Raw genomic sequence first — 20,488 nt, 5'->3', positions numbered from 1 at the left:
ACTCTTTTATTGAGGTGATATAACGGATTTCATTAGTTAATTTATCGGTTTAAATTTGACCATATTCAATCAACAAATTTTTTCTTGGCGTTAGAATCAGTCGTATAACAGTTGAAGGCGAAAAGAAAGATGAATATTGTCAATCGTTTTTTACTCATTTTTCAATCTCTTAAATAATAGTTATAAAAACCAGATAGATTAAAGGATTATTAAAAAAGTGGATACTTAAGACGCGCTGATATTACAAGCAACCAGTAATGGCCGGATCGCTTCATCAAACCCTTTTAAGCTAAAGTTCATATCATCAATAAAATTATTTGGCATATTAGCATGAATGAAAAGCTTTTCCCTACCTTTTAATTGTTCAATATCTTGTGCTGTTATGTGTCTGTTTTGCAAGCTGGCATACATGCTTATAACCTCCCTTTGAAAAGGTTTTTCTTTATCTATTCTAAAATCTAATTTGCCCCTTTGGCCATTTGGTATAATTAAATTCTCAATAAATATGAATTCAGTTAGCTTATTTTTAGCGCAAGTAAAAACGTAATACTTTTTATCAAATGGCGAGTTTTCATTATTTAACTCTTCGGTTGTTAAAAAATAATTCATTTCATCGGTTAACTTATTTTGTGAAATTGATAGATTCCAATCGCCAAATTTTTTCTCGATATCTGAATCTGTGGCATAACAAGTAAACGAAAGGAAGAAAATAAATATTGCTAATAGTTTTTTGCTCATTTTTAAATCCCTTAAATCATAGTTATAAAAACCGATATGTTAAGGGATTTTTTAAAAAAAGTGAACATTTAAGATGAGCTAACAATTACCGACAGCTCAGGCCATTGTCGCTATTCATGGGTATTATTTTTTCATGCTTTCCTACGTTGATAACCACTCCGTCACGTTTTCATGAATTCTGACTAATCCAATGTTAATTATCGATAAGATAGGTTAGAAAGTGATAGTTACTTTAATCAATGGATTGGTAGTTTTTGATTATAAGATATCCCTTTACAAATAATGAAATTATCATTAGTTTCTGTTAAAATGCGTTGTTTTTTATAAATGATTAAATAAGTTATTGGAGATTCTTATGGCAGGTCATAGTAAGTGGGCTAATACTAAACATCGTAAAGCCGCTCAGGATGCTAAACGTGGAAAAATATTCACTAAAATAATCCGTGAATTAGTGACTGCAGCAAAATTAGGAGGAGGTGATCCTGCCTCAAATCCGCGTTTACGTGCTGCAATGGATAAAGCGTTATCAAACAATATGACTCGTGATACCATGAACCGTGCTATTGCACGTGGGGTTGGCGGCGAAGATGATAGCAACATGGAAACGATTATTTATGAAGGCTATGGACCAGGCGGTACGGCGGTAATGGTCGAATGTTTAAGTGATAATCGTAATCGTACGGTTTCTGATGTAAGACATGCCTTTACTAAAACTGGTGGTAATCTTGGTACTGATGGTTCGGTGTCTTATTTATTCTCCAAAAAAGGGGTCATTTCTTATGCGGCAGGTGCGGATGAAGATAAAGTAATGGAAGCGGCATTAGAAGCTGGCGCAGATGACGTTGTAACTTATGATGATGGTGCGATTGATGTCTTTACCTCGCCAGACCATTTTGGTGAAGTGAAAGATGCGCTTGATGCCACTGGTTTGGTCGCAGAATCGGCTGAAGTATCATTAATCCCAGCGACGAAGGTTGATTTAGATATTGATTCGGCGCCAAAATTATTACGTCTGATTGATATGCTTGAAGATTGTGATGATGTTCAGGAAGTTTATCATAACGGTGAAGTTTCTGACGAAGTTGCGGCAACATTATAATTAATGACTATTATTTTAGGCATTGATCCTGGTTCACGATTAACCGGTTATGGTGTCATTCGTCAGGTGGGTCGGCAACTAGATTATCTTGGCAGTGGTTGCATTCGCACTGCTGCTGAAGATATGCCAACTCGCTTAAAGCGGGTATATGCTGGAGTTCAAGAGATCATCTTACAATTTCAGCCACAATTCTTTGCTATCGAACAAGTTTTTATGGCGCGCAATGCTGATTCCGCTCTGAAATTAGGTCAAGCAAGGGGCGCGGCAATTGTAGCAGCAGTTAATCAAGACTTACCTGTATTTGAATATGCAGCGCGTCAAGTTAAACAATCTGTAGTAGGGACGGGGGCGGCTGATAAATTGCAAGTTCAGCATATGGTAAAAACCTTACTTAAATTACCTGGTCATCCCCAAGCGGATGCTGCCGATGCTTTAGCCATTGCCATCACTCATGCACATTTGAGTCAACATTTAATTAAATTAAGTACCAATAAGTTAGCTTTTTCCTATAAAAAATGAAAAGACTGGCCAAGCATGTATAACTTCTATTTCTTATCAATTTTCCTCGCCTAACCAACGTATATTACCTTTGTATTTCAGCTGATTTATCTATGATAATTCGATTTATTTATTATGCTTATCATCTAATTATTTTATCTTAAGTAAATTTCTATATTTACTTAAGACAAGGATAGTAATTAGAGCCCCATATCCTTACTATATTATAAGTAATGCTGCTAATTTTATTTAGTTTTTCAGATTTTAAAACCACTGTTCAGAGCAAAAGTCGCATGTAAGTTAGATCTCAACCCATTAAAAAATAATAAGTTAATTAAGATTATCGTTATCTATTAGTTGTTACCTTGCTTCATTTACACATTTATTTAGATACGGTCATGATGGTAAGTCGTATTGGCATGCACGTTAATCACAGATTAGAAAATTGCTTTCTTATTTAGTATTGTTTATGTTTTTTATTCATTTGTTTTTTGTCGTAGCACCAAGCGATTAGTACTATTCTTTTAAGCCAAAAAGGATAGCGCCACATTAGATATAGTTTAGTTATGGCTATTACGTTTTATATTGCCAATTGATTTATTCTTTATATAGTGTATAGCCATTAAAAACTTGCTATAGTTCATTTATTATATAGTTAATCCGAACAGCTCATTGATTTTTGACCTATCGGCAATAATTTTTTAAGGTTTGTTAATCCAGTATTAGAATAAAACATAAAAATAACTCTCTTCATATTAACTAAACTTAGTTGCTTTAACTGTGTATTTATACAGTTTTGTCTTTATTCTTTGGTTATCATCAGGTAAACTTAACCGCAATAATTTTAGTAAAGGGTAAAGAGAATGATTGGACATTTACGCGGTATTATTTTGGCGAAGCAACCGCCAGACGTATTAATTGAAGTTAATGGCGTTGGGTATGAAGTTGCTATGCCCATGACGTGTTTTTATGAGCTTCCCGATGATGGTAAAGAAGTAATTATTTTTACGCATTTTGTGGTAAGAGAAGATGCGCAGTTATTATATGGTTTTAATCACAAACAGGAACGAGCTTTATTTAGAGAGTTGATTAAAGTTAATGGCGTGGGACCTAAATTAGCGTTAGCTATTTTATCTGGTATGTCTGCGCAGCAATTTATGCAAGCAGTGGAACAAGGCGAAATTACAACATTAGTTAAACTTCCTGGTGTTGGTAAAAAAACGGCAGAGCGACTGATTGTAGAAATGAAAGATCGATTAAAACGCTTAGGTGATCCGATGCAATCATTAACCTCGTTATCCCCAGCAGCGAATCAGGTAGCTCATCAACAGCAAACGATTGAATTCGAAGCTATTTCTGCATTAACCGCATTAGGATATAAACCACAAGAGGCGAGTAAAATGGTCAGTAAATTTATGCGTCCTGATATAGATAGTGAGACCCTAATTAAGGAAGCACTAAAGGCTGCCTTATAAATGTAACCATAGTAAATAAGATAAGAAGGTTTTATGATAGAAGCAGATCGATTGATCTCTCCTGTGGCAAAACATGAAGATGAAACAATAGACCGAGCCATCAGGCCTAAATTATTAGATGAGTATATCGGGCAGTCTCATGTTAAAGCGCAGATGAAAATTTTTATTCAAGCAGCAAAACAACGCGGTGATGCACTAGATCATTTGCTTATTTTTGGTCCACCTGGGTTAGGAAAAACGACATTAGCCAATATTGTAGCTAACGAAATGAATGTTAATTTAAGAACAACTTCAGGGCCTGTGCTTGAAAAAGCGGGTGATTTAGCGGCTATGCTAACCAATCTTGAGCCTCATGATGTACTTTTTATTGATGAAATTCATCGTTTATCGCCTGTCGTTGAAGAGATCCTTTATCCAGCAATGGAAGATTATCAACTCGATATTATGATTGGTGAAGGGCCAGCCGCTCGTTCAATCAAAATTGATTTACCACCATTTACTTTAATTGGTGCTACAACCCGTGCTGGCTCGTTAACGTCACCATTACGAGATCGATTTGGTATTGTACAGCGTCTTGAATTTTATAAAGTTGAAGACTTACAATATATTGTTAGTCGTAGCGCTAAATATCTTGATTTAAATTTAACGGATGAGGCGGCACTGTATATTGCTAAACGTTCTAGAGGAACCCCTCGCATCGCTAATCGCTTGTTAAGGCGGGTTAGAGATTTTGCGCAGGTCTGTTCTGATGGTACGGCAACTGGAGAAATCGCTAATCAAGCACTTGATATGTTAGATGTCGATGTTCAAGGTTTTGATTATATGGATCGAAAACTATTATTGGCGATTATTGAGAAGTTTTTAGGTGGGCCGGTTGGATTAGATAATCTTGCTGCGGCGATTGGAGAAGAACGCGAAACCATTGAAGATGTCCTTGAACCTTACTTAATTCAGCAAGGTTTTATTCAGCGTACACCACGTGGACGAATTGCAACTCCACACGCTTATCGTCATTTTGGTATAACGTTTCCTCACTCATCATGAATGATTCCCAATCCATGATATTTATAATTTAGGTATGAATACTGGGTAACAACGTAAAAAACAGTGCAAAATATCAAGATATTCTGTTAGTTAATTAACCATGGTTAAATTAGTTGATTCCACCATGGTTAATGATAGAGTCTCTTAACGTTTCCGATATAATAGATAAAAGCTGATGATTAAAAATAGTAGTCCAGGTAATAATGCACCAATAAAAGGACTGAATCCAGCCACAACACTAATTTGGGAAAACAGCATATCTAATATATAAAATAGGAATCCAACACTGATCCCAGCTAAGATTCTTGTTCCCATTGATACCGACCGTAAGGGACCAAAAATAAAGGATAGTGCCATCAACATCATTACTGCGACGGTAAGCGGCTTAAATACTTTTTTCCAGAATAGTAATTGATAATTTGATGAATCTTGCCCGCTGCCACGAAGATAAGCTATATAGTGATAAAGACCCGTCGCAGAAAGTGATTCAGGCTCCAAAGCGACAATACCAAGTTTATCTGGAGTAATTGAGGTATGCCAAGTCGTATTCATCATACTACTACCTGTTATTTGATTAGGATCAGATAGAATCGACTCATCGACTTGTGTTAGTATCCATGCATTATCTTTAAATTCCCCATTCGCCGCATGAATTAATTTTGTTAATTTATTATCTTCAATCACATAAATATCAATATCTTTAATTGATTGATCACTGTTGATCCGAGCTATATGTACAAAATTATTGCCATCTTTCGCCCAAATACTATTATGGGTGGCGATTAATGATCTACCATAAATTTTTTCTGAACGCATATTACGTGCAGTTTGCTCACCATAAGGCGCAACCCATTCCCCAACAGCCATCGTCAATAATACTAAAGGAATAGCGGTTTTCATCATCGAATTGGCTATACGAAGGCGGCTAAAACCAGCGGTTTCCATCACGACTAATTCACTGTTCGAAGCTAAAATACCTAATCCAATTAACGCCCCAAGTAGAGCCGCAATAGGAAAGAAAACCTCAATATCCTTAGGTATCATTAGAAATGCATAATAGGCAGCAGAAAAAGCGTCATAACTTTCACGAACTTTACGTAATTGATCAATGAAACGAATAATACCCGATAATCCAACTAATAATAGCAAGCTTAAACCAATGGTATTAAGAATATTTTTGCCAATGTAGCGATCCAAAATACCCAACATTTACGCAGCTCCTTTATATTTTAAACGTATTTTGCGCATAAATATGGTGTTCCATAAATTAAATACTATAGCGATAATAAAATAGATAATATTGATTAACCACATCCACGTTGCTGGATCTATGCGCCCTTTCGCTCCATTCGCTTTCATTGAACTTTGTAGTAGGAAATAGACCAAATAAAGTAATAACGCGGGTAAAAAATTGCCTATTTTTCCTTGGCGGGATCTTACTTCACTTAATGGTACTACCAGAAATGCCATTAATGGTACAGAAAATAGTAACGTTAAACGCCAATGATATTCTGCATTTGCCTTAGGTGTATTAAGTTGCCTTAATTGATTAAAAGAGAGTTGTTCGACATTTTCGTTAACAGCATCTTCATCTTTAACCACTTGTTTTGGTTTAATGATAGCCTGATAATTATTAAATTCGCTAATACGAAAATCATAAAGTGACGCGGATCCTTCATAACGGGACGCTTTTTCAAGAGAAATCACTTGATTACCTTCCCCATCTTCTAACGTTTTCCCTTTATTCGCGATAACAATAGAAGGACGCAATCCTGCTTTCGGTTCAAGTTGAGCAATAAAAATATGGCCAATTTCATTCTTGTTAACATGACCAATATATAATACCGCATCACCTTGCGGTGATGTCTGAAACTGCCCTTCTAATAAACCAGCTAAACTAGGGTTCATTTTGGCATTTTGAATTAAAAAATCCTTTTGTAAACTAGACCATGGGGCCAACCACACTGTATTAGCAACCGTTAATCCACAGGTAATTAATGATAAAAATAAAACCACCTTATACAAGACGTTTTTATTGACGCCACAGGCAAACATTGCCGTCATTTCACTGGTTAAATAGAGACGCCCAAAAGTGATAAGAATACCTAAGAATAAACTTAATGGCAAAATTAATTGCGCCATCTCTGATATGCCTAACATTAAAAAAGGCAAGATTAAATCGGTTGGCATAAGACCGTTCACAGCATCAGATAATATACGAATCAATTTTTGAGAAAAAAAGATCAGTAACAGTATAAAAAGAATTGCTGTTTGTGTTTTTAATGTTTCTTTAATGACATATCTGGTTATTATCACTATAAATCCTGAAAAATAGGGATGTACTAATAAGGCTATTATAACGTGAATTTATGCCAACGTTATAGAAATTTTTTGTTGCTAACATTTTATGAGACTATAGAATAACATAAAAATTACTTAGGAGTTTGATATGGAATTTTTAGTTAAAAATATAGATTTGGCGGCACAAATTGATGATTGTATCGTGCTTGGACTCTGCAATGATAATCAATTATCTACCGTTGCTGAACAAATTAATACTATATCGCAGGGATATATTCAGGATTTAATTAATAAAGGTGATATTACATTGCAATTAGGGGATGTAACACTACTCTATCAAATTCCTAATACCCCAATTCGTAAATTATTGATTGTCGGATGTGGTGATAAAAAAGCCTTTAATCTAAATGCCGCAAAGAAATGGTTAGAAGCTATTTGCCAACAATTAACAACCAAAGCTATTAATCAAGTTTCGCTAGTTTACCCAGATGTTATTGAGCAACACACCGGTGCTTATCAATTTGCACGCATCATTACTGAAGTGGTGGATAGCCACTATTATGCATTTAATCATTTTAAAACCCAATTAAAGAACCAACCTCCCATCCTAACTAAATTTACTGTTGTAACGGATAAACAAAGTTTGCAACAAGAACTAGAACAGGGATTCATAGAAGGCGTAGCATTAGCCGAAGGAATCGTTGCCACTAAAAATTTAGCCAACTTACCGCCGAATATTTGTAATGCGGACTATCTTGCGGAACAAGGTAAAGCACTGGCTGATCGTTTTTCTAGCATAACAACGACTGTTTTAGGTGAAAAGCAATTAGCCGATTTGGGCATGAATGCCTATTTAGCCGTTGGTCAAGGCTCGAATAATGAGTCGAAATTAACCATTATGGAATACAAGGGTCAATCTAATTCTTCAGCTAAACCGATTGTACTAGTAGGAAAAGGGTTAACCTTTGATTCAGGTGGGATTTCTATCAAACCAGCTGCGTCGATGGATGAAATGAAATATGATATGTGTGGTGCAGCAACAGTGTTTGGTGTTATGCAAACCATTGCTCGCCTAAAGTTACCGATTAATGTGGTAGGTTTAATGGCTGGGTGTGAAAATATGCCATCTGCCTCTTCTTATCGCCCAGGAGATATTATAAAGACCATGTCAGGTCAAACCATCGAGGTGATTAATACCGATGCCGAAGGGCGTTTAGTGTTATGTGATACGCTAACGTATATCGCTAGATTTGATCCAGAGTATGTGATTGATATTGCAACATTAACTGGTGCTTGTATTGTGGCATTAGGGCACCATTATAATGGTCTTATTGCTAATAATGATCAATTAGCTGAGTTATTATTAAGTGCTGCACAACAATCAGGGGATAAAACTTGGCGTCTGCCGATGGATGAAGCGTTCCAAAAACAGATAGATTCAACTATTGCTGATATGGTTAATGCTGGCGGAAGAGAAGGAGGAACCATTACTGCTGGTTGTTTCTTATCAAGATTTACGCAAGCCTATAAATGGGCTCATTTAGATATCGCGGGAACGGCGTGGACATCGGGCGCAAATAAAGGCGCGACGGGTCGCCCTGTGACCATGTTAGTACAATTTTTACTTGAACACTCAAAAAAGTTTAATGATTAGATGAAGAAAGTACTATTTTATCTTTTTTCCCAATCAGGAAAAAGTTATCAAATAGAGCAAGGAGAAACCATCCTTGCTCATGAATACTTAGCTTGTCAAAAAGCACTGATCGCTTGGCAAAAACGACAACGGGTCTTAATTGCTTGTCAATCACAAATACAGGCGGAAAAAATAGATGAGTTTTTATGGCAACTTGATACAGCGCATTTTCTGCCGCATAATTTAGCTGGAGAAGGACCTAGAGGAGGGGCGCCTGTAGAGATTTGTTGGCCTGAGCGGCGTGCAACAGGTGCAAGGCAATTATTAATCAATTTACAAGAGCAAGTTGCTGAATTTTCTGCTATGTATCAAGATATTATTGATTTTGTCCCATTTGATGAAGCAGAAAAACAATTAGCTAGAGAACGTTATAAAGCTTATAAAAATATAGGTTTTCATCTAAAAACAATACCTGTTGAAATAGACGAATCAGAATCATTAATATAAATAGAAAGACGTTTTTACTTAATTTATTAATGACGGAACTCGTACTTAGTTTGAAGATAGACGCTGACCTAAGCGTAGTAAATATGACTAATATGTCTATATAACGGCATTGAAATAGAATGACTTTTGACGCATTATAATATAAGTTATAATAAAAATAGCTATTTTCAATGATAATAGTATAAAAAATCATAAGCTAAATAATTAGGGTAATTTTGCGTAACATCGTTTAATTGTGGTGCTAGCGTAACTTTAGTTGACCTCTTATAAATTATTAACCGATCGATCACAGATAAATATGAAAAATACACTCAACAAAACCTATAATCCACAAGAGATTGAGCAGCCTATTTACCAACATTGGGAAACACAAGGCTATTTTAAACCAAATGGTGACAAATCCGCACCAAGTTATTGTATTGCAATACCACCACCGAATGTCACGGGTAGTTTACATATGGGGCATGCCTTTCAGCAAACCATTATGGATGCGCTTATTCGTTACAATCGAATGCAAGGTAAAAATACTTTATGGCAATCAGGTACTGACCATGCCGGTATTGCGACGCAGATGGTGGTAGAACGAAAAATAGCAGCAGAAGAAAATAAAACTCGCCATGATTATGGGCGGGAAACGTTTATAGAAAAGATTTGGCAATGGAAAGCCGAATCTGGCGGCAGTATTACCCGCCAAATGCGTCGATTAGGTGATTCCGTTGATTGGGATCGTGAACGTTTTACCATGGATGAAGGATTATCTAATGCCGTTAAAGAGGTATTTGTTCGTTTATATCAAGAAGACCTTATTTATCGCGGAAAACGTTTAGTTAACTGGGATCCTAAGTTACGTACAGCGATATCTGATTTAGAAGTTGAAAATAAAGAGGTTAACGGTTCAATGTGGTATATCCGTTATCCACTCGCCGATGGAGTAAAAACCGCAGAGGGTCACGATTATTTAGTTGTTGCTACGACACGCCCAGAAACGATATTAGGCGATACAGGGGTTGCTGTAAATCCAGAAGATCCAAGATATAAAGATTTAATTGGTAAAAATGTTATTCTTCCTTTAGTTAATCGCTCCATCCCAATTGTCGGTGATGAACATGCCGATATGGAAAAAGGAACGGGCTGCGTTAAAATTACGCCCGCGCATGACTTTAATGACTATGAAGTAGGCAAACGCCATCAATTACCAATGATCAATATTTTTACTTTTGATGGTGAGATACGTGAAAAAGCAGAAGTATTGGATACAAACGGTAATCCATGTGATATCTATAGCGATGAAATACCGCAAGCATTCCGTCATTTAGAGCGTTTTGCCGCACGTAAAGCGATTGTTGCTGCTATTGAAGCACAGGGTATCTTAGAAAAGATCGAGCCACATGCGCTTACCATTCCATATGGTGATCGGGGTGGGGTAGTTATTGAACCAATGCTGACGGATCAATGGTATGTCAAGACTAAGCCATTAGCAGAAGTTGCGATTGAAGCAGTTAAAAAAGGTGACATTCAATTCGTACCTAAACAATATGAAAATATGTATTTTTCTTGGATGAATGATATTCAAGATTGGTGTATTTCACGGCAATTATGGTGGGGACACCGAATTCCTGCTTGGTATGATGAACAAGGTAATGTATATGTGGGTCGAGATGAGCAGGAAATTAGACGCGACTATCATATTAATGCTAGTACTGTGTTAACCCAAGATGAAGATGTATTAGACACCTGGTTCTCGTCCGGTCTATGGACATTCTCGACACTCGGCTGGCCGGAACAAACCGATGATCTTAAAACTTTCCATCCCACCGATGTATTAGTGACTGGATTTGATATTATTTTCTTCTGGGTCGCAAGAATGATCATGTTGACCATGCATTTTATTAAGGATGAAGAGGGTAAACCACAAGTTCCATTTAAAACCGTGTATGTGACTGGACTAATTCGTGATGAAGAAGGGCAAAAAATGTCTAAATCTAAAGGTAATGTCATTGATCCTTTAGATATGATAGATGGTATCACGCTTGACGAATTGTTAGAAAAACGTACCGGCAATATGATGCAGCCTCAATTAGCAGATAAAATACGTAAACGCACAGAAAAACAATTTCCGAATGGAATTGATGCTCATGGCACTGACGCCTTGCGTTTTACTTTAGCCGCATTAGCTTCAACTGGGCGTGATATTAATTGGGATATGAAACGACTTGAAGGCTATCGCAATTTCTGTAACAAATTATGGAATGCTAGCCGTTATGTATTAATGAATACAGAAGGATTCGATTGCGGTTTTGCAGGCGGTGACATGGATCTGTCTTTAGCTGATAAATGGATTATTGCTGAATTTAATCAGACAGTTAAAGCATATCGCGAAGCACTTGATACTTACCGATTTGATATGGCTGCGAGTATTTTATATGAGTTTACTTGGAATCAATTCTGCGATTGGTATTTAGAATTGACTAAATCAGAGCTAGCCAATGGTAATGAGGCTCAGCAGCGTGCGGCGAGACATACGTTAATCTCTATTTTAGAAGCGTTATTACGACTTGCACATCCAATTATTCCATTTATTACTGAAGCTATTTGGCAAAATGTAAAAGGCTTAGCTGGTATCAATGCTGATACGATTATGTTGCAACCAATGCCTCAATATGATGAAAATCTAAATGATGAACAAGCGATTAGTGATATCAATTGGATTAAACAGGTTATTATCGCTGTCAGAAACATCCGTGCCGAAATGAATATTGCACCAAGCAAACCGTTGGAGTTACTTGTTCGAGATGTTTCGAAAACAATACATCGCAGAATAGGTGACAATGTCACGTCTATTCAGTCATTAGCACGCTTATCACAAATTGTTATTTTAGAAGGTAACGATAGAGGTCCCGTATCTGTAACTAAATTAGTTGATGGTGCCGAACTGCTTATTCCTATGGCTGGTTTAATTGATAAACAGACAGAATTAACTCGTTTAAATAAAGAGATGGAGAAAATTGATCTTGAAATTAAACGAATAACTGGGAAATTATCAAACGCTAGCTTTGTCGACAAAGCACCTGAAGCGGTAGTTGCTAAAGAAAAAGAAAAACTTAGCTCGTATCAAGACGATAAAATTAAGCTACAAGAACAGTATTTTGTTATTAAAGATCTCTAGTCATTAGAATCAATGGTTATAAAACACAGCCTACTGATTATTTAGTAGGCTTTTTTTCTATGTTTAATATGATATGATTATAATTAATCATAGCCATTTAATTTATAGGTTGATATATTTATGTATCTAATTTCAATAGCTAATATTTCTGATGCTTATATTTTTGCTAATTATATGGCAACGAAAGGAATTACAATAAGAGTTGAAATTAATGATAAAAAAGCGGATTTATACCTTGATGATCCAAACAATTTTTCAATCACAGACCAAGAATTACAACAATTTATTCAGCAATCTGATCGGTCTCATTATGTTGAAGCAAATTGGCAAAAAGGTGATATTACCAATACCCACATTATGCCGATGAAAGCATTCAATTTACTCAAAGTAGGACCTAGTACTTTTATTATCACCATTTTATGTATAATTATATTTATTGCTAAAAATATTTTTGGTACGCAATTTGTATTGGCTTATTTGGGGTTTCCAGTAAATAGCCATGTTTATGGTGATATTTGGCGTTGGATTACACCTATTTTCTTACACTTCTCTCTATTACATCTTATCTTTAATTTATCATGGTGGTGGTATTTAGGTGGCATGATAGAAAGACAGCAAAAAACATTAAAACTACTTGAAATAACTATCATTGCTGCACTAATTTCTAACGCTAGCGAGGCACTATTGTCAAATCCTTATTTTGGGGGGTTATCGGGGGTGGTGTATGCACTAATTGGCTACACTTGGTTTATGGGAAAATTCAAGCCAGCCAAGGGCATATACTTAGATAATGGCATTATATCAATGGCTATCATTTGGTTATTTATTGGTTTTACTGGTTATTTCGGTCCTATTGCTAATGTAGCTCATATTATTGGTTTATTAGTTGGATTAGGTTTAGCTGCAAAAGATCTCCTACTTAAATTATAGTATCAAAAAAATTCTGCTTTAACTGAAAAAAGTAAAATAAAGTTTGCATTTATCCATAAACTAATATAAATTAGAGCAGGTTATCTGTTTCGGGTTGTTAGCTCAGTCGGTAGAGCAGTTGACTCTTAATCAATTGGTCGCGGGTTCGATCCCCTCACAACCCACCATTTAAATTATTGATTTTAAATGTTTTTTGAGTGTTTAATATATAAACTAATATGTTAGCTATTTAATTTAAAGGAATTTTATTATCATTATAGTTAATAAGAATAATAAAGTTTTTTAAAGATGAATATTGATTAAATTCAAAAGCTTGACTTAACCGTTGGGCTTTTTTATTGTTTAAATATTATGACCTATTAGTTTAGTGCTAAAGTGATTAATTAAGATCAAAGATTATTAATACATTATACACACGTGATAGTTAAAAAGAATATGCCAAAAACGAGAGTTAAACCTTTAAACGTGGTTCAATGGAAATAGTTAATTACTAATTAATAACCATACTTAGAAGTAGAAATTAGATTTCTAATATTAATGATCAGCTCAGCATAGCTTATTTATCATACACGATCATTTTGTTTTAACAATCCAAAGTCGGATATTAATGCAATGTTTTTATATTCAATGAGTTGGTTCTATTTAAAAACAAATTACGTACAATTAATGCACTTAAGCTTGTTAAATTAATTAAATTATTGTAGATTTATCAGATTTTAAATATAACTTTAGATTGGAAATAAATGAATTCTTCGTTAATATCAATAATAATACCTACATACAATACCCTTGATGTTATACATCGCACTTTAAAATCTATAGAAGAACAAACATATCCTTATTATGAAATGGTTATTGTGAATGATGGTTCAACAGATGGAACTAAAGAATTTTTAGATGAATATGCTAAGTATCATCAAAATGTAATTGTTTATCATCAAATTAATCAAGGAGTATCGGTTGCAAGAAATAAAGGTTTGGAATTAGCGAAGGGTGAATTTGTCTGTTTTTTAGATAGCGATGATACTTATTCGTCCAATTTTCTAGCTGAAATGTTAAAAAGACAACATGAAACAGATGGCGAAGCGATTATATGTGATTTTAATTATATTGAAAATGGTAAAATAATCTATAGGAAAACTAATTTTAATCATGAGTTTCCTTGCTTGGGCTTTTTGGGAAATAATGGATATTTCCATTTTTCTGGTATGCTTATGGAAAAAGCTGCACTTTTACGTACCAATATAAAATTTGATTCTACATTGAGGCTTGGTGAAGATATATTATTTACGGTTCAGGTATTATCATTGTTAACCTGTTTTCATACTAATAAAATTTTATTTAACTATTATAAAAGAGACGGTTCTGCTGTTAATTGTAAATGGTCATCAGAAAATTGGTTAAATGATATAAAATCACATCAATTGGTATTGGCATTTTTACAGCATCAAGTTAATGATAAAAAATTATTGGCAATGGCTAAAAAAATCATCGTGCAAAGAGAGTTAGCGTATTTGTTATTTTGTACAAAATCCTTTCATTATAAGAAAAGAAATGAGTATATTGATACTATGGATATAGTAAATTTGTCTCAACAGATAAATTGTCTTGAACTTAATAAAAGTGATAGGAAAAAGTTTAGATTACTTACCAGTAAAAATTTATTTATTTTTATTTTGAGCTACATTTATTATGTGATCATTAGAAAAAGAATAAAATGATTAGCATAATTATTTTCTCCTAATATTTTTCATTAGTTATAAATTAGATAATGTATCAATGGTTTATTAATATTATTTTGGTTAATAGATGAAAGTAAACATTAAGATGATGATTGCTTAGAGTAGAAAATTTCGTTATCAGATCTAAAGGTAGACATAATAAAAACTATATAGTTTATAGTTAGAAAGCATTAGCTATGCTTATTTTTTAATTTTGCCATTACCATAAAATTTGAATATTTAATTATTATAGAAATAGTTATCTCTTTTTGATATAGATATATTTTTATGACATGATGCACTAATTTAATAAAATATGGCCATTTTTTTTAGAAATAATGATTTTAGGAGTCATAAATGAAATTTGTTGGGGCACATGTCAGTGCAGCAGGTGGAGTAGAGAATGCGGTGATACGTGCCTATGAGATTGGTGCGACTGCGTTTGCCTTATTTACAAAGAATCAAAGACAGTGGCAAGCTCCACCACTTACGCCTACCTCAATTAATAAGTTTAAACAAGCTTGTCAAAAATATGGTTATACATCTAATCAAATTTTACCTCATGATAGTTACTTGATTAATCTTGGTCATCCAGATATAGATGCGCTTGAAAAGTCTAGACAAGCTTTTCTTGTAGAATTTCAACGTTGTGAAGCATTAGGTTTATCTTTATTAAATTTTCATCCTGGTAGCGATCTGCGACAAATTTCGGTCGACAAGTGCTTATCTCGGATTGCTGAATCCATTAATATAACGCTTGATAAAACGTGTGGTGTGACTGCGGTTATTGAAACAACGGCAGGTCAAGGATCAAATCTTGGCTATAAGTTTGAGCATTTGGCAGAAATCATTGAGCAAGTGGAAGATAAATCACGGATTGGCGTTTGTATTGATACCTGCCATATTTTCGCGGCTGGTTACGATTTACGTACTAAAGAGGCATGTGATCAAACTTTCGATGAATTTAATAAGGTGATTGGCTTTAACTATTTACGCGCTATGCATTTAAATGATGCTAAGAGTCAATTAGCTAGTTATGTAGATCGTCATCATAGTCTTGGGCAAGGAAATATTGGCAAAACGGCATTTAGTTATATTATGCAAGATAATAGATTTAATAATATACCTTTAATTTTAGAAACCGTTAATCCAGATATCTGGCCTGAGGAAATCGCTTGGTTGAAAAGTCAACTAGTAATTAGCTAATCTATTTTTTAAAAGTTAATATCCGGTATCTACCGGATATTTTATTGCTTAATGATGTTCCAAGGTGTTAATTTTTGATAATTCAGCAATTAATTGGGTAAAATCGACTAACATATCTAAGATAAGAATTAATTGCTGTAGGATGAGGAGATCAATTTTATTTTCTTTTTCTAACGTTATTTTGTCTAATTTTTCCGTTAATTGTCGCTTTAATATAGTTATGGTACTTTCTGATATCGGTTGTTGGCTACTTAAATGAGTAATAATATAATTAATATTACTATTAAATAAATACATAACTTGTATTGAGACGCCTGAACGACGATGTGCCCCTAGTGTCGAAATGAAACTGAGTAACGTTTGATTAAAAGATAAGAGTTGAAAGCATTGCTCGATTAATTGATTATTAACATGAGGTTCATTCGTCATTAAATTAAGCTCATTTAATAGTTGATTTACACTTTCATAAGCTTGTTGTCGAGAAATATAATAGTTAACTTGGTCTGGATTGGGTAATTGATATTGTTGTTCCATTTTAGCTAAATAGTGGCAATCATTGGAAATCATTTTTTTTACAAGTTGGCTAATATTTCTATATTTCCAGTCGGGCCATAGGTAGGTCACAGCTAACCATGAAATAAAGCAACCAATTAATGTGGCGATAATACGATCAATGGCAACATGCATGCTACTTTCTCCTACTAATCCAAAACTGAAAAAGACTAATAAAGTGATAAATGCGGTAGCATATGCATATTGTGAATTCTTAAATAAGAAGAATAACCAGCCGCTTAAAATAATAAGTACCAGCTGAGCTTGAATATTGGGTAATAGATAAGTAAGGGGTAAACCCAGTAATATGCCAATAATAGTGCCTAAAATACGTAGTTTTAATCGATGTCGAGTGGCACTGTAGTTGGGTTGACATACAAATAGACTGGTTAATATGATCCAATAACCGTGATTAATTTCACTTACTTGAATAATCAAATAATCGACACTTAAGACAATACTGATACGAATAGCATGGCGAAAAAGAGCAGAATTAAACGTTATATTCTGTTTTATGTTTTCATAAATTGTGTAAACATTGCTTAATATATTCGTTGTTTCTCTCTTATTGATTACTGGTTCAGCAAAATGCGTATCTAAATGAATATTTGCTAATAACGTATTTATCGCATAAAGATTATTATTTAAATTTACTAATGAGTTAGTTAATAATGCTGCCTTTTTATCTGTAGAACTAAGTTGATCAATTGCTTCACGTAAATAAATAAAATAATCTTCAAATCGTTGATCATGTTGATACGTCTGATTCATTCGAATATTTATTGCTAAATTAAGGCAAGCTTTGGATTGCATACTTAAAATGCGTGCAAATCGGAACAAAATATCACTATGTTTAAATTGTTGACTTAATGCCTGATAGTGGACATGGGATGAACTCGCACGTTCATGAATATCTTGTGCGATGAAGAAATAATTCATCATACGTCGCATTTGCGATTGATTACGCCCACTCTTTAGCCTTTTAAATAATATCTCTTTCGTTTGATTAAGTACCGTCATAACTTGTTGATTTGCTTGAGTTAAGACTAAATTTTGTTGTTTAAATCCATTTTTTTCGTCTGGATCGAACATTGCTGCTTTGCATTCGAGATAATAAGATAATTGATGAAAGCTATTGGCTAAGGCATTTTGTGTTGCTCGAATAGGAAATAGCACTAATTCGATTAATGCAATTAAGTTGTACCATAATACGCCGATAATTAAATAAATCGGTTGGGAAAATGGATCATGATACATATCATGGCCTAGCATCGTATAAGCGGCAATTAGTAGCGAACCAAATGCAATAACAGCATAACGTTGCCCTAATGCCCCTAATAAAATAAAACTTATGGTCGATGTAAGTAATCCACCTAAAAATAATAATGGATAGGGAAACAATAATTCAACGGAAATAGAGGCAATCAAAAAACAACTAATGATCAATAATAGATTGCGTAATCGACCTAAAAAACCATCGTCTATTTCGGTTAATGCGGCGGCGACTACGCCTAATGTGAGCGGAATAACTAATAGCGTGTTACCCCATAGCCAAGGTATAAACGTAGTACCAGTTAGGCTGACTAAAATACGTAAACTATAAAGAAGATTGCTATTATAAAAGAGTTGACGTAGAAACAATGATATCGAATTCACCTAATACATAATCCTAAAATAAAATGATCAATAGGTTATTGATTTATGTTTATTAACCTTATTTACTAAAAAAATTATAGCATTATCATAATTAATTGCCTAATTAGTTAACTATAAAAACAGGGAATGTCAGGAGGCTAGTTGATCAATCTTCTTCGATTTTATTTAATACCTAATAGGTTTAGTTGTTAACAATAATTGAAATTGTTGGTATCAATGGTGATTTGCTTGATTATAAGGTATGATTAGACCCGTTAATTGAATAAATTAAGGTAGTTATACAATGACTGAAATGACAACTCACGATAAAATAAAAAAACAAATTGCAGAAAATCCAATTATTCTTTATATGAAAGGCTCGCCTAAATTGCCAAGCTGTGGTTTTTCTGCACAAGCTGTACAAATCCTATCCCAAATTGGTGAGCCTTTTGCTTATGTGGATATATTACAACATCCAGATATTCGCGCAGAATTACCAAAAATGGCTAATTGGCCTACCTTTCCGCAACTTTGGGTAGAAGGTGAGTTAGTCGGTGGTTGTGATATTATGATTGAAATGTATCAAAGTGGTGAATTACAACCTCTTATTAAAGATACGGCAGCAAAACAGCGTCAGGCTTAATTTAAGCTTATTCTATACTGCAATATTGGCTTATTGCAGTATAGTTATATAATAAATTTTATGCTGAACTCATTAAGGTTAGTTGGTTACTGTGTAATAGGTAATGGCCAACCGCCCAGTTTTTTCCAACGATTAACAATATCACAAAATAGCTGTGCTGTTTTTTGCGTATCATATAAAGCTGAATGGGCTTCTTTATGATCAAACATAATCCCCGCGGTCTGACAAGCTTTGGCTAAAACGGTTTGCCCATAAACTAATCCACTTAATGCTGCGGTATCGAAGGTGGCAAAAGGATGAAAAGGATTACGTTTAATATTGCAACGTTCAGCCGCCGTCATTAAAAAACGATGGTCAAAATTGGCATTGTGAGCGACCATGACTGCGCGATTACAACCACTATCTTTAATACCTTTGCGAACGACCTTGAAAATCTCTTCTATGGCTTTACGTTCATCAACGGCATTGCGTAATGGATTATTGGGATCGATACCGTTGAAAGCTAAAGCTGACGGTTCTAAAATAGCATTAGCAAAAGGTTTTACATTAAATTGTAATGTGTTATCAATATGCAACCAACCTTGATCGTCCATTTTTAAGGTTATAGCCGCAATTTCAAGTATTGCATTTTCCGTTGCTGAGAAGCCGGATGTTTCAATATCAATTACAACAGGAAAAAATCCGCGAAAACGATCGCATAGTTTATTTGTAGACTCTGACACGGTTATTCATTCTTTCTTTTTCAACATTTAGGCTCTATTATGCCATTTTTTAGTGATAACGAATAGAGCTATCCTTTTTCACCAAGAGAATTACTGTTAAGAATAAATTTATAAAGGTATATAAAATCAGCTAGTTAGAATAAATCACTAGCTAACAGATATTTTGTATTGTATATTTATACAGTTTAAAATACGTGTGTTTATCTAGTGAAAAAAATTATTCATATTGATATGGATTGTTTTTATGCCGCAGTAGAAATGCGTGACAATCCTGCTTATCGAAATATTCCAATCGCTATTGGCGGTGATCCTCTTAAAAGGGGAGTGGTTGCCACCGCCAATTATATTGCGCGCCAGTATGGTATACATAGTGCGATGTCAATGGCGCAAGCCGTTAAACTTTGTCCACATTTGAAAATCATATCTGGTCGATATAATGTTTATAAATCTATCTCTTTACAAATACATGAAATATTTAAGCGCTATACGAATATCATCGAGGGCGTTTCACTTGATGAAGCTTATTTAGATGTAACGCATTGCCAGTTATTTCGAGGTTCGGCTACATTAATTGCAGAAAATATTCGTCAAACTATCTTTCAAGAATTACAACTTACC

Annotated in this window: 17 protein-coding genes and 1 tRNA gene; 13 read left to right on the top strand and 5 right to left on the bottom strand. The window is 34.4% G+C overall.

All coding sequences use genetic code 11. From position 1 onward, the window contains the following. Window positions 1-225 precede the first annotated feature (225 nt). A complete protein-coding gene (locus O970_RS06900; protein WP_024496389.1) occupies window positions 226-738 on the bottom strand; it encodes a hypothetical protein in 513 nt (170 codons plus the stop codon). A gap of 355 nt (window positions 739-1,093) precedes the next feature. Here O970_RS06900 and O970_RS06895 point away from each other — a divergent pair, with 355 nt between their 5' ends. The 4 genes from O970_RS06895 (at window position 1,094) to ruvB (ending at window position 4,854) form a co-directional block, all read left to right on the top strand. Next, window positions 1,094-1,837 (top strand): YebC/PmpR family DNA-binding transcriptional regulator, encoded by a 744-nt coding sequence (locus O970_RS06895; protein WP_024496388.1) that lies wholly within the window; start codon window positions 1,094-1,096, stop codon window positions 1,835-1,837. 3 nt (window positions 1,838-1,840) lie between these two features. Further along, the gene (gene ruvC / locus O970_RS06890; protein ID WP_024496387.1) at window positions 1,841-2,356 is read left to right on the top strand and encodes a crossover junction endodeoxyribonuclease RuvC; all 516 of its coding nucleotides are present in this window, start codon (window positions 1,841-1,843) and stop codon (window positions 2,354-2,356) included. Window positions 2,357-3,198: 842 nt separating this feature from the next. After that, window positions 3,199-3,810, top strand: coding sequence for a Holliday junction branch migration protein RuvA (ruvA, locus tag O970_RS06885; RefSeq protein ID WP_024496386.1), 612 nt, complete (start codon window positions 3,199-3,201; stop codon window positions 3,808-3,810). A gap of 33 nt (window positions 3,811-3,843) precedes the next feature. After that, window positions 3,844-4,854 (top strand): Holliday junction branch migration DNA helicase RuvB, encoded by a 1,011-nt coding sequence (gene ruvB / locus O970_RS06880; protein WP_024496385.1) that lies wholly within the window; start codon window positions 3,844-3,846, stop codon window positions 4,852-4,854. Between the two features lie 144 nt (window positions 4,855-4,998). On the opposite strand, the gene lptG is transcribed toward ruvB, so the two are convergent. Together lptG and lptF are read right to left on the bottom strand one after the other, a co-directional pair. After that, entirely contained in the window at window positions 4,999-6,063 is a 1,065-nt protein-coding gene (gene lptG / locus O970_RS06875; RefSeq protein ID WP_024496384.1) for an LPS export ABC transporter permease LptG, read from the bottom strand. Then, window positions 6,064-7,170 (bottom strand): LPS export ABC transporter permease LptF, encoded by a 1,107-nt coding sequence (lptF, locus tag O970_RS06870; RefSeq protein WP_024496383.1) that lies wholly within the window; start codon window positions 7,168-7,170, stop codon window positions 6,064-6,066. Window positions 7,171-7,303: 133 nt separating this feature from the next. Between lptF and O970_RS06865 the strand changes: the two genes are divergently transcribed. From O970_RS06865 to nfo, 7 genes are all read left to right on the top strand, one after another. Continuing rightward, window positions 7,304-8,809 (top strand): leucyl aminopeptidase, encoded by a 1,506-nt coding sequence (locus tag O970_RS06865; protein WP_024496382.1) that lies wholly within the window; start codon window positions 7,304-7,306, stop codon window positions 8,807-8,809. Then, the gene (locus tag O970_RS06860; protein WP_024496381.1) at window positions 8,810-9,295 is read left to right on the top strand and encodes a DNA polymerase III subunit chi; all 486 of its coding nucleotides are present in this window, start codon (window positions 8,810-8,812) and stop codon (window positions 9,293-9,295) included. Window positions 9,296-9,593: 298 nt separating this feature from the next. Next, window positions 9,594-12,461 carry a valine--tRNA ligase gene (locus O970_RS06855; protein WP_024496380.1) on the top strand — a complete coding sequence of 956 codons (2,868 nt, stop codon included), beginning with the start codon at window positions 9,594-9,596 and terminating at the stop codon, window positions 12,459-12,461. Window positions 12,462-12,581: 120 nt separating this feature from the next. After that, window positions 12,582-13,391, top strand: a complete 810-nt coding sequence (glpG, locus tag O970_RS06850) for a rhomboid family intramembrane serine protease GlpG (protein ID WP_024496379.1) — start codon at window positions 12,582-12,584, stop codon at window positions 13,389-13,391. Window positions 13,392-13,482: 91 nt separating this feature from the next. Continuing rightward, window positions 13,483-13,558, top strand: a tRNA-Lys gene (locus tag O970_RS06845). A 576-nt stretch (window positions 13,559-14,134) separates the two neighbouring features. Further along, window positions 14,135-15,112 (top strand): glycosyltransferase family 2 protein, encoded by a 978-nt coding sequence (locus O970_RS06840; protein WP_024496378.1) that lies wholly within the window; start codon window positions 14,135-14,137, stop codon window positions 15,110-15,112. A 357-nt stretch (window positions 15,113-15,469) separates the two neighbouring features. Further along, window positions 15,470-16,318 (top strand): deoxyribonuclease IV, encoded by an 849-nt coding sequence (gene nfo, locus O970_RS06835; RefSeq protein WP_024496377.1) that lies wholly within the window; start codon window positions 15,470-15,472, stop codon window positions 16,316-16,318. A gap of 48 nt (window positions 16,319-16,366) precedes the next feature. Here the strand turns inward: nfo and yccS are convergent, their stop codons facing one another. Next, on the bottom strand, window positions 16,367-18,526 hold the full coding sequence (gene yccS, locus O970_RS06830) for a YccS family putative transporter (protein ID WP_024496376.1): 2,160 nt from the start codon (window positions 18,524-18,526) through the stop codon (window positions 16,367-16,369). Window positions 18,527-18,818: 292 nt separating this feature from the next. Here yccS and O970_RS06825 point away from each other — a divergent pair, with 292 nt between their 5' ends. Beyond that, complete coding sequence (locus tag O970_RS06825) at window positions 18,819-19,148, top strand: Grx4 family monothiol glutaredoxin (protein ID WP_024496375.1); 330 nt, start codon at window positions 18,819-18,821, stop codon at window positions 19,146-19,148. Window positions 19,149-19,234: 86 nt separating this feature from the next. Here O970_RS06825 and rnt read toward each other — a convergent pair whose 3' ends face one another. After that, window positions 19,235-19,870: a ribonuclease T gene (gene rnt / locus O970_RS06820; RefSeq protein WP_202976369.1), complete on the bottom strand. Its 636-nt coding sequence runs from the start codon at window positions 19,868-19,870 to the stop codon at window positions 19,235-19,237. Window positions 19,871-20,077: 207 nt separating this feature from the next. On the opposite strand from rnt, the gene O970_RS06815 reads away from it, so the two are divergent. After that, the coding region (locus O970_RS06815) for a Y-family DNA polymerase (protein ID WP_024496373.1) at window positions 20,078-20,488 on the top strand (411 nt) is incomplete at its 3' end.

The sequence above is a fragment of the Candidatus Schmidhempelia bombi str. Bimp genome (assembly GCF_000471645.3).
GTDB lineage: Bacteria > Pseudomonadota > Gammaproteobacteria > Enterobacterales > Orbaceae > Utexia > Utexia bombi.
Note: the sequence above shows the minus strand (reverse complement) of the source record. Positions and strands in the feature narration are given on the sequence as shown.